The organism is Sulfitobacter sp. F26204, from assembly GCF_026410305.1.
In the GTDB taxonomy this organism is placed as follows: Bacteria; Pseudomonadota; Alphaproteobacteria; order Rhodobacterales; family Rhodobacteraceae; genus Sulfitobacter.
The window spans coordinates 1-11,097 of sequence record NZ_JAPMLQ010000020.1; the positions used below are offsets into that span (position 1 = coordinate 1).

General features: G+C 56.7%; 12 protein-coding genes. 5 read left to right on the forward strand and 7 right to left on the reverse strand.

Annotated features, from left to right (window positions below; genetic code table 11):
* Positions 1–3: 3 nt before the first annotated feature.
* The 6 genes from OS190_RS20310 to OS190_RS20335 all read right to left on the reverse strand — a co-directional run bounded on the left by OS190_RS20310 (position 4) and on the right by OS190_RS20335 (position 4,198).
* Positions 4–930 (reverse strand): electron transfer flavoprotein subunit alpha/FixB family protein, encoded by a 927-nt coding sequence (locus OS190_RS20310; protein WP_267160527.1) that lies wholly within the window; start codon positions 928–930, stop codon positions 4–6.
* A complete protein-coding gene (locus OS190_RS20315) occupies positions 930–1,688 on the reverse strand; it encodes an electron transfer flavoprotein subunit beta/FixA family protein (protein WP_267160528.1) in 759 nt (252 codons plus the stop codon). Before OS190_RS20315 ends, OS190_RS20310 begins: the two co-directional genes overlap by 1 nt.
* A 157-nt stretch (positions 1,689–1,845) precedes the next feature.
* Positions 1,846–2,418: a cob(I)yrinic acid a,c-diamide adenosyltransferase gene (locus tag OS190_RS20320; protein ID WP_267160529.1), complete on the reverse strand. Its 573-nt coding sequence runs from the start codon at positions 2,416–2,418 to the stop codon at positions 1,846–1,848.
* A complete protein-coding gene (locus OS190_RS20325; protein ID WP_267160530.1) occupies positions 2,418–2,624 on the reverse strand; it encodes a twin transmembrane helix small protein in 207 nt (68 codons plus the stop codon). Before OS190_RS20325 ends, OS190_RS20320 begins: the two co-directional genes overlap by 1 nt.
* A 58-nt stretch (positions 2,625–2,682) precedes the next feature.
* Positions 2,683–3,522, reverse strand: a complete 840-nt coding sequence (locus tag OS190_RS20330; protein WP_267160531.1) for an SDR family NAD(P)-dependent oxidoreductase — start codon at positions 3,520–3,522, stop codon at positions 2,683–2,685.
* Between the two features lie 55 nt (positions 3,523–3,577).
* Positions 3,578–4,198, reverse strand: coding sequence for an SH3 domain-containing protein (locus tag OS190_RS20335; protein WP_267160532.1), 621 nt, complete (start codon positions 4,196–4,198; stop codon positions 3,578–3,580).
* 193 nt (positions 4,199–4,391) lie between these two features.
* Here OS190_RS20335 and OS190_RS20340 point away from each other — a divergent pair, with 193 nt between their 5' ends.
* Genes OS190_RS20340 through OS190_RS20350 form a run of 3 tightly spaced genes read left to right on the forward strand, consistent with a single transcriptional unit; the run spans position 4,392 to position 9,168 of the window.
* Positions 4,392–6,713: a DNA topoisomerase IV subunit A gene (locus tag OS190_RS20340; protein WP_267160533.1), complete on the forward strand. Its 2,322-nt coding sequence runs from the start codon at positions 4,392–4,394 to the stop codon at positions 6,711–6,713.
* Between the two features lie 11 nt (positions 6,714–6,724).
* Complete coding sequence (locus OS190_RS20345) at positions 6,725–8,077, forward strand: DUF898 family protein (protein ID WP_267160534.1); 1,353 nt, start codon at positions 6,725–6,727, stop codon at positions 8,075–8,077.
* On the forward strand, positions 8,074–9,168 hold the full coding sequence (locus OS190_RS20350; RefSeq protein WP_267160535.1) for a M48 family metallopeptidase: 1,095 nt from the start codon (positions 8,074–8,076) through the stop codon (positions 9,166–9,168). Before OS190_RS20345 ends, OS190_RS20350 begins: the two co-directional genes overlap by 4 nt.
* 10 nt (positions 9,169–9,178) lie before the next feature.
* Here the strand turns inward: OS190_RS20350 and OS190_RS20355 are convergent, their stop codons facing one another.
* Positions 9,179–10,144 carry a class I SAM-dependent methyltransferase gene (locus OS190_RS20355; protein ID WP_267160536.1) on the reverse strand — a complete coding sequence of 322 codons (966 nt, stop codon included), beginning with the start codon at positions 10,142–10,144 and terminating at the stop codon, positions 9,179–9,181.
* Between the two features lie 174 nt (positions 10,145–10,318).
* Here OS190_RS20355 and OS190_RS20360 point away from each other — a divergent pair, with 174 nt between their 5' ends.
* On the forward strand, positions 10,319–10,885 hold the full coding sequence (locus tag OS190_RS20360) for a hypothetical protein (RefSeq protein WP_267160537.1): 567 nt from the start codon (positions 10,319–10,321) through the stop codon (positions 10,883–10,885).
* Positions 10,886–11,004: 119 nt separating this feature from the next.
* On the forward strand, positions 11,005–11,097 hold a 93-nt coding region (locus tag OS190_RS20365; RefSeq protein WP_034866829.1), incomplete at its 3' end, for a GTP-binding protein.

An 11,097-nucleotide genomic window follows, 5' to 3' on the forward strand; every position in this document is an offset into this window, starting at 1 on the left:
GGATCAAAGTTTATTGAGCATTTCCGGCACGGCCTCGAAAAGGTCCGCGACGAGTCCGAAGTCAGCGACCTGGAAGATCGGGGCTTCTTCGTCCTTGTTGATGGCGACGATGATCTTGCTGTCTTTCATGCCGGCCAGGTGCTGGATCGCGCCGGAGATGCCGATGGCGACATAGAGTTCCGGGGCGACCACCTTGCCGGTCTGGCCGACCTGCCAGTCGTTTGGTGCATAGCCGGAATCGACCGCGGCACGGGAGGCACCGACGGCGGCCCCCAGCTTGTCCGCCAGTTTCTCGATCAGGGCAAAGTCCTCTTCGGATCCGACACCGCGGCCACCGGAGACCACCACACCGGCAGAGGTGAGTTCCGGGCGGTCGCTCTCTGCAACCTTGTCTTCGACCCAGGTGGACAGGCCGGGATCGGCCGCCGCACCAACGGTTTCAACCGAGGCAGAACCACCGGTCCCGGCTGCATCGAATGTCGATGTGCGGAAGGTGATGACCTTTTTCGCATCAGAGGATTTCACCGTCTGCACCGCATTGCCCGCATAGATCGGACGCTCGAATGTATCACCATCCACAACCCCCGAGGCGTCAGAGATGATCATCACATCCAACAATGCCGCAACCCGTGGCATCACGTTCTTGGCATCCGTCGTGGCCGGGGCAACGATGTGATCGTAATCCCCCGCAAGCGAGACGATCAATGCCGCGGTGCTTTCGGCCAGACGGTGACCCAGCATCGCGTCCTCGGCAACCAGCACCCTGGACACGCCGTCAATCCTGGACGCCGCTTCACCGGCCGCCGCGGCCGAGCCGCCCGCCGCCAGAACCGTGATGTCACCCAGAGCCTTGGCCGCCGTCACGGCCTTGGCCGTTGCATCCATCGCCAGCTCGCCGTCAGTTACTTCCGCAAGGAGTAGAACAGCCATTACACAGCCCCCGCTTCTTTGAGTTTCGCAACAAGTTCATCAACCGAGGCCACCTTGATCCCGGCCGCACGCTCCGCAGGTTCAACCGTTTTCACGATCTCCAGACGGTTGGTGGTATCCACGCCGTAATCCGCAGGTGTCTTTTCATCCATCGGCTTTTTCTTGGCCTTCATGATGTTGGGCAAGGAGGCATAGCGCGGCTCGTTCAGGCGCAGATCAACGGTCACAACCGTTGGCATGGTCACTTCGATGGTCTGCAGACCACCGTCCACCTCCCGCGTGACCCTTGCCTTGTCCCCTGCAATCTCGATGTCAGAGGCAAAGGTCGCCTGTGACCACCCCAGCAGCGCAGACAGCATCTGGCCCGTCGCGTTCATGTCATTGTCGATCGCCTGCTTGCCGCAGAGAACCAGACCGGGCTGCTCTTCCTCGACAACCCCCTTGAGGATCTTGGCAACCGCCAGTGGCTCAATGTCGTTGTGAACATCATCCGTCGCCACAATCAGGATCGCACGATCAGCCCCCATCGCCAAAGCCGTTCGCAGCGTCTCCTGAGACTGCTTCACGCCGATCGAAACAACAACAACCTCTTCAACCTGACCCGCCTCTTTCAAACGGATCGCCTGTTCAACCGAAATCTCGTCAAACGGGTTCATCGACATTTTCACATTCGCAAGATCAACACCCGTGCCGTCCGCTTTAACACGCACTTTCACATTGTAATCAATCACGCGTTTGACAGGTACCAAAACCTTCATGGGCGCTATTCTCCTTGGTTGCGACTCAGCCCTTAGGCCAAGCGGTTCAAATCTCTGGGGACGGTTTAGCGAAAGCTTGCGGCTCGAAACAGGGTAAAATCGGCATAAGTGAAACGTAGGACGCCGCGTTTTTATGTTTTAGCGCTATCGGTGGTTCCTATCGATTTGCCCCCGGCACCCACAGGACATCATTCTTGCCACCGTTGTTGGACATGCGGGCCGCAACAAAGAACCAGTCGCTGAGGCGGTTCAAATAGGTTACGGCAGCCGGGTTTATCTCTGTTTCACTGGCGAGCAGGACGCTCAACCGCTCGGCGCGGCGGGAGACGGTGCGACAGACATGCAAATGCGCAGCAAGCGGTGCCCCCCCTGGAAGTATGAAGCTGCGCAATGGTTCAAGCTGGGCATTCATCACGTCAATTTCAGCCTCAAGCCGGTCCACCTGGGCCGGTGCCAAACGCAGCGGGGGGTATTCGGCCTCTGCATCAGAGGCCATGTCCGGACGACACAAATCGGCACCCAGATCGAACAGGTCGTTTTGAATGCGCGACAGCGCAAGGTCGGTTTCCCCCTCGGCTTCCAGCCGCGCGACCCCGACAAAACAATTCAATTCATCCACCGTGCCATAGGCCTCGACGCGGGAGTCGTGTTTGACCACGCGTGTACCATTGCCCAGCGCGGTTGTGCCTTTGTCACCAGTTTTTGTGTAGATCTTGTTTAGTACAACCATCAGTTTGTCCCGCCTCCCAACCAGACAAAACAGACAATCAAGATAACTGCAACAAATTGCGCAAGGATACGATAACGCATCAACTTGTTGGCGTTCCTCTTGTTAAAGGCCCCGCCACCGGCAAACCCTCCAAGCCCCATCATTAGAATGACGACAACCACCAGAACGGCAATCAAGATGACAATAAAAAGCGGGTCTTCGGTCATGGCAGTCCCTTCGTATTCCCATTGAGATTTAGGCGGATCACACCGCATCGCAAGACTTTTATCTGCTTAACACCCAATCCATGGCTCTTGTGGGCAGAATACGGCGCATTATGCCAGAAAAGTATGTGGGCAGTGTGACGTAATACCGCGGCCGTGGTCGGGGATGCTCTATCGCGTGGATCAGTTTGGCCGTCACGGCGCTGGCGGGCAGCTCAAATCGGTCCGGCCCAGAAGCTGCATAAAGTCGTTTGATCAGAGACCCGCGATATTGTTCAGCGCGGACAGAATTCTCCCAATCCACCCAGCGTTCGAAATGGGGAATCGAGTTGGCACGGATTTTCGACGTGATCGGCCCCGGTTCGATCAGGCAAACATAGACGCCTGTGCCCCGCATTTCGATGCGCAGAGTGTCGGTAAGACCTTCGAGCGCGAATTTGGTAGCATTATAGCCCCCCCGCCAGGGCATCGTGACAAAGCCGAGAACCGAAGAACATTGCACAATCCGCCCCGAACCCTGAAAGCGCATTACCGGGATCACCTTGCGTGTCAGCGTGTGCCATCCGAAAAAATTTGTTTCGAAAATCGCGCGCAATGCATCCGTGGGCAGGTCTTCGACAGCGCCGGGCAAACCGTGAGCTCCATTATTGAACAGAGCATCCAATCTGCCGCCGGTTGCAGCCAGGACTTCGGCCAGGGCGCTGTCGATGGTCGCATCGTCAGTATAATCCAATAGGGGGGCTTCGAACCCTTCGGCGCGCAGGCGGTCGCAATCCTCGGCCTTCCGGCAGGCGGCAAACACGCGCCACCCCCGCGCCCGCAATCCCTGTGCTGCGTCATAGCCGATTCCACTGGAACATCCGGTGATCAGGATCGATTTGGGGTTTTGGCTGTCAGACATCACAAGCGCTCCGTTCAGAGGACTTTCATCGCGTGCCTTGGCGAGGATGGCAAGATCAGCCGCTGGTTAGCAAAAAGTCGGCCATCCAGCCGTCGGTGTCGCCATCCAGCGTTTCAAACCGGACCCAGCCATTGCCGTCGTCCTGAATGATTCTTACCGCATCGCCACGCACCAGACGGGCGACGATGCCGAAATCTGTGCCGGGGCCGCCGCGCACGTTGACGCGATTGCCCGAAACGGTGCGGATGTCGTCAGATGCGGCGCTAGTCGGGATGCTCACCGCGACAGACTGGCCATCCGTCGGATCAATCAGACTGGGGATGATCGCAGGTGTATCGGCAGAAGCGTTCGAGATATTTACGTTTTGGGGAACAGCAGTACTGTCGTTCTGGGGGGCGTTCTCGTCGCCGACGTTCCCCAATGTTGTCAGGTTCAGCGATACCCGCGTCACGTCGGCGTCAAGGGGGGGATCGGTATCGATCACGACTTTGGGGGCTTGGGCCACCACGACGGCCTCGGGTTTTGTCACGATTGTTTGCTGGGTGATGACTGGTTTCGACGCCGCATCGGCAAGCCGCGCCGCACGGATCGCTGCGCCATCAAATTCCGCGCCGCCGCTCATTTCGTAGAACGCCCAGCCCAAAAAACCAAACGAAAGCACAATAAACCGTATCATCATCACACCCCAAGCACGTGAGTCCCTAAAGTTTAACACGAAACTTTGGTTCTGGGTTCCTTAACAAGTATATTTACTTAAGGGGCGGGGGAAAACGCAAAAACTTCTCCCCGTGGCATCTGTGCCGCGCTGATTGCGTTTGCATCTAAACCACTGCTTGCTGCGCCCCCGATGCGCGGCTACAAAACGCGCCATGTCAGAAGTAAATGATCCCGCCGAGGACAATCCTCGTAACGTATCAGAACCGCTGCGCCTCGCGCTGGGCGAACGGTATCTGACCTATGCCCTGTCAACGATCATGCACAGAGCTTTGCCCGATGCCCGCGACGGTTTGAAACCGGTCCACCGCCGGATTCTCTATGCGATGCGCGAATTGCGGTTGGCGTCCAATGGCGGTTTTCGCAAGTCTGCCAAGATTTCCGGCGACGTGATGGGGAACTATCACCCGCATGGCGACGCGGCGATTTATGATGCGATGGCGCGTCTGGCACAGGATTTCAACGTCAGGTATCCGCTGGTTGATGGTCAGGGGAATTTCGGCAATATCGACGGCGATAACCCCGCAGCAAGCCGATATACCGAAGCACGGATGACCGCCGTGGCCGAGGCCATGCTGGAAGGCCTTAACGAGAACGCAGTTGATTTTCGCGAGAATTATGATGGCACGCTGACCGAACCTGTTGTCCTGCCTGCGCAGTTTCCAAATCTGCTGGCCAATGGATCAACAGGCATTGCTGTGGGCATGGCAACAAATATTCCGCCGCACAACATTGCCGAACTTTGTGACGCCTGCATTCACATGATCAAGGTGCCGGATTGTCGTGACGAGACGCTCTTGAACTATGTGCCCGGTCCCGATTTTCCCACAGGGGGTGTTATCGTTGAACCGCCTGAGAATATCGCAACGGCCTACCGCACGGGCAAGGGCGGTTTTCGCCTGCGCTGCCGTTGGGAGGTAGAAGACCTTGGCCGGGGTGTCTGGCAGATTGTCGTCACCGAAATTCCCTATCAGGTTCAGAAGTCCAAGCTGATTGAAAAAATTGCTGAACTGATCCAGACCAAGAAAATTCCGATCCTTGCGGATGTGCGCGACGAATCTGCTGAAGATCTGCGCATGGTGATCGAACCACGTTCCAAGAACGTGGACCCTGAGGTGCTGATGGGCATGCTGTTTCGGAATTCGGACCTTGAGGTGCGGTTTTCTCTCAACATGAACGTGTTGATAGACGGCGTGACGCCCAAGGTCTGTTCGATGAAGGAAGTCTTGCGTGCTTTCCTTGATCACCGCCGCGAGGTCCTGCAACGCCGGTCCAAGCACCGGATGGAGAAGATCGACCACCGGCTTGAGGTGCTCGAAGGGTTTATCATCGCCTTCCTCAATCTGGATCGGGTGATTGACATCATTCGGTATGACGAGGATCCCAAGGCCGCATTGATGCGCGAAGACTGGGGTAGGGATCACGTTCGCGCGATGGATGAAAAAGACTATGTCTCGCCCGGTCCCGGTGAAGGTGAACTCAGCGAAGTGCAGGTCGATGCGATTCTGAACATGCGTTTGCGGTCCCTGCGCCGTCTGGAAGAGCTGGAACTGCTTCGCGAACAATCCGCCTTGATGGAGGAACGTGCGGGCCTTGAGGATCTGCTGGAAAGCGACGATCTGCAATGGCAGGCGATCACCGATCAATTGCGAGCGACGAAAAAGCAGTTCGGCAAGGACTGGGTGATCAATGGTGTCGATTGCGGCAAGCGCCGCACAACATTTGCCGAAGCCGGCGTGATCGAGGATGTCCCGCTTGAGGCGATGATCGACCGTGAGCCGATCACCGTCGTTTGTTCCGAAATGGGTTGGATCCGGGCCATGACCGGTCATATCGACTTGACCCGCGAGTTGAAATTCAAGGACGGCGATGGCCCACGGTTCATTTTCCATGCGGAAACGACGGATCGTTTGCTGGTCTTCGGATCGAACGGGCGCTTCTATACGATTTCCGCATCAAGCCTGCCCGGTGGGCGGGGCATGGGCGAACCCGTCCGCCTGATCGTTGATTTGCCAAATGAGGCGCAGATCGTGGCGCTGTTCATTCACAAGCAGGAGCGCAAGCTGCTGGTGGCCTCTTCGGCTGGGGACGGATTCCTGGTGCCAGAGAACGACGTCATTGCGCAAACAAGGTCGGGCAAGCAAGTATTGAACGTGCGCGGCGATACCGTGGCGTTGGTGTGCAAACCGGCAATGGGTGATGCCGTCGCGACAGTGGGCGAAAACCGTAAGGTGCTGGTGTTTGGTGTCGACGAACTGCCTGAAATGGGCCGTGGCAAGGGGGTACGTCTGCAGAAATACAAAGACGGCGGCTTGTCTGACGCAATTATTTTCACGCGTGGTGACGGGCTTAGTTGGCTTGACCCTGCAGGCCGTACCCGCACCGAAACGGAATTGAGCGAATGGACCGGAAAACGCGCCTCTGCCGGACGTATGGCACCGCGCGGCTTTCCGCGTGATAACAAGTTCAACGGCTGAGCGATGCCAGCATGAGCAACACCTCAAACCTCAACAGTCCCTGGCGGTCAAAGCCGCAACCACATGTTGTCTACACGGGGGGCGGGCTGGAAAACGGGATGGGGATTGAGTTTAGCGGAAAACGCGGTGCGTTGTTCTGGCTGGCGCTCAAGACTGGTTTCTTTACAATTCTAACACTCGGGTTTTACCGGTTCTGGATGAAAACGCGCTTGCGGCGTTGGTACTGGTCGGCCATCCGCCCCGGCGGTCATCCGTTGGAATATGTGGGGGAGCCGCTGGAAAAACTGCTGGGTTTTTTTATCGCGGTGGTGATCCTGACGTTCTACATCGGCATTGTGAACCTCATGCTGATGTTCGTCAGTTTCTCGGTTTTTGAGTCATCTGTCATTGGCTATATGTTAAGCTTCGTGGGGGTGATCCCGATCTGGTTTTACGCCCGCTATCGTGCGCGGCGGTACGTGCTGGCGCGAACCCGCTGGCGCGGCGTGCGCTTTGGTCTGGAAAAAGGCGCATGGGGATATGCGTGGCGCGCCCTTTGGTATTGGGCGCTGACGATCATCAGCCTTGGCATCCTGTGGCCGCGCATGACGTTTCTTTTGGAGAAATACAAAATCGACCGCACCTATTTCGGCTCTGCAAGATTGCTGCAGGGCGGGCGTTGGCAGATGCTGTATCGTGCGACTTTGCCCTTTGTCGCCAGCTTGGTTTTTCTGGCGGTCGCGGTGCTGTGGACCGTCCTGATTGACCCGGTTTTCCCGAATGGTATCCGGGATGGCAGCGCGTTGTTCAGTTCGATCGACGATCTGATCGAGACAGGCAAAACACCGGCGGATTGGGTGAAGCCCGAGCGCGTGTTTCTGTTTCCTCTGGCGCTGTCAGGCATGTTGTTCGGTGCGATCTATTATCGTTGGGTCAGCAAGCGGATCATGGCCAATCACAAGATAGGACCTGATGTACAATTTGCGTCGCGCCTAAGTGGTGTTCGGGTGACGTTTGTCTATGTGTTGGGGAACTTCCTTGCGTATCTGGTGTTGATCGCGGGCCTTGTTGCGCTGGTGCTGTTTGCGGCGATTGCATTTTTTGGCGGTTTTGGCCTTGCGCCTGAGATGATGGGTGCCGAAGCCTTGGCAGGGCTGCCACGTTGGGTTTCACTGATCCTTTTTGCAGTGGTGTATCTGACCCTGTTTTTGATGTGGGGGGTGCTTCATAACACTTTCGTCACTTTTCCACTGATGCGCCACATGGCCGTGACCACCAGTCTGCCATTGACGGCTGGACTGGAACTGATCAGCCAACGGGCACGTGATGAATTTGCAGAAGCCGAAGGTTTTGCCGAAGCTCTCGACCTGGGTGCCGCGATATGAGCCAGGGGTTTGACGGATTTGGCAGCGCGTTCTTTGACGGCGACAGTCCTGTGCCCAAAGAGGTGTCCTTGCATATCGCGGCGGGCATGTTGCAGATCGGCCTGGATGACGGCGAAACGTTGCGCTGGCCTGTTGATGAAGTGCGCCAGCTCCCTGATCTCGCGGGGGGCAAGACCGCGGTCTTGCGACGCACCACCGATCCTTTGTCGCGGTTACACCTGAACGATCTCAGTCTTCTTGCGCATCTGCCGCATCTGAACCGCCGTGCCCCGCCCAAAGGGCGCGGGCGGCTTGTTGCCTGGGCGGTGGCGGCGGTTGCAGCGGTCGGGTTGCAGATATTTGTTCTGGTTCCTTTGCTGGCGGATAATCTGGCCGGCTTTATTCCGCCAGAGGGTGAGCGGGCGCTGGGCGAAGCAACCTTTGGCCAAATCCGCGAAGCGCTGGATGAGACAGGTCTCAATCCTTTGGCGATTTGCGATGGTGCCGAAGGGGTTGATGCGCTGAACACGCTTGTCGGGCGGTTGGGCAGTGGGCGCGATTTGCGTCAGGCGGTCACGGTATCGGTGTTGGATCACAAGATGGTCAATGCCTTTGCTTTGCCGGGTGGATTTGTAGTGCTGTTTCGCGGGTTGATCGATACGGCGCAGGGGCCGGACGAGGTGGCAGCGGTTCTGGCGCATGAGATCGGTCACGTCATCAGCAGTGATCCGACACGACATGCGCTGAGATCGGCGGGATCTATCGGCGTGTTAGGGTTGTTGTTTGGCGATTTCGCTGGCGGAGCGGCGGTGTTGTTCCTGACGGAACGGCTGATCTCGGCGCAATATTCGCAGGCAGCGGAAATCGGAGCAGATGAATTTGCCTATGAGGTTCTGGCCCAAGCCGGGATCAGCCCTGCAGCCCTGGGTGACATGTTTGCCAATCTGCAAGCCGAATATGGTGATTCCAGTGATCTTGCCGCACATTTCCTGAGCCATCCGACATTGAGCCGCCGGATAATTGCCGCCCGCGCCGCAGTGGACGAAAGCATCGCATACGCACCGTCCATGAGCGCCGAGGACTGGGCTGCCGTGCAGGTGGTTTGCGATTAACCCGTTTGGATCATCTGGTTTTAGTGGCAAAAAACGAATGGGATCCAGGCATGCCGGTAAAATTGTCCTGAATCACCTCAAGCACTCGGAACCCTTTGGCGTCCAGCACATCCAGTATAGCCTTCATCGGCACCGCATGCATTTCCATGCCGCGCGTGCTGTCCTCCAGATAACTTTTTGAAGAAAACGCATAGCCTGGGATATAGGTCGGCAACTGGAAATAGGCGACGCCGCCAGGATTGATTTTGTCCAGCAACGCTTCGAGGATGTATTTCTGAACCGGTGGCGGGTTGTGTTGCAGGACGATGACCGTGAACAGCACGTCGAAACGGGGGGCTTTGTGAATGTCCTCGATCGCCGCCATCTGATGTAGGGTGATGTTGCTGTTGCCGCGCGAGTTGATGATCGCTCTGGCCTCGGCGAGATTCCCCGGCGATATGTCAAAACCGGTTACATGGTCGAATAGCTCGCTGAGTGGCAGGGTCACACGGCCGACGCCACAGCCCAATTCGAAACAGGTCTGGCCCTTGCCCAGTGTCACGCCGTTGCGACGTGCAATATTATTCATCCATGTGACATTGCTCTGGCCGCTTGCATAGAAAGTTTCGAGGTTTTCCTGAATGCGGGCACTGTGATATTGATCAGCCGTCAGAACCGACCAATAGGGTTCTGTTTCGCCCAGTGTTTTCCATTCGCCCTTGATCCGTTCAAACATACGGCCCAGCGTTTCAGGCGGTACCTCGACATCAATATCAAGTGCGTCGTGCAGGTTGTTCACGGCTACATTGATCAAGGCTGGCCCATCCTGACACAGGGCTTGATGTTCCTCACTTTCCAGGAAGGTCCGGATGACATCTTCCGGTGTCGGGATGTCAGCGGCCTGCCGGTTTACGACGTCGTCATTTTCAGGCTCGCGGCGCAACAAGGTCCGGTAACAAGCGGTGACGAGATCAGTATAGGTCAGTGACTTGATCATTTAGGGGCTTTCGTTTCAAAATCGGGAGAGGCAGGCAATTCGCGCAGGCAGAGATCACCAGCAGTTCTAGAGAAACAATCAATGCAAGCAAAGCCGTCATGTGGCAATGGATTGCGCCCTGCAGGGCGCTGCGGTATCGCGGGGGATAAGCTTCTTACGGGGATCATCACTATCATGACACGTCTTTTTGCGATTCTGGTCAGCGTCACCATGCTTGCCGCCTGCAATGGTGCACGCGATTTACAGGATGCGCCTGTGCCACTGGGTGATTTCCATCTTGTGCATAATATTGCGGTAGCACCCAAGGCCTTCAAAGGGCCGTTGAGCCGGGAAGTCACCGAGGAAGAATTGACCAAGGCGCTGACGGATGCAACGGCCGAACGGTTCGGGCGCTATACGGGCGCCCGTGATTATCATTTCGGAATGAGCATCGAAGGATACGTATTGGCGCAGCCCGGCATCCCCCTGGTCTTTGCGCCGAAATCCATTCTGATCATCAACCTGACAGTTTGGGACGATGCCAAGAACCTGAAACTGACACCGGAGCCGCATCAGATCACGGTGTTGGAATCGCTGGATCAGGGGCCATTGGTCGGGTCCGGCTATACCAAGTCCGCGCAAGAGCAGCTCAAAAACCTGTCTCAGAATGCGGCCAAGCAGATCGAAACCTTTTTGGTTAAACAAAATAAGGAAAAAGGCTGGTTCAACGGCACGGCTGAAGCGGTTGTTGTTACAGAATAGCCGTGGTTGTTACTGTTCTAACAAGTCGTGCTTGATTTTAGGTCCCCAGTCCAATACATCGCCCGCCATAAAGGCATCGGGCCCGCGTGGCCCCTCAATAGACAAAGGGCGCTACTACCATGGCAAAGGAAAAGTTTGAACGTAACAAGCCGCACGTCAACATCGGCACAATCGGTCACGTTGACCACGGCAAGACGACGCTGACAGCGGCG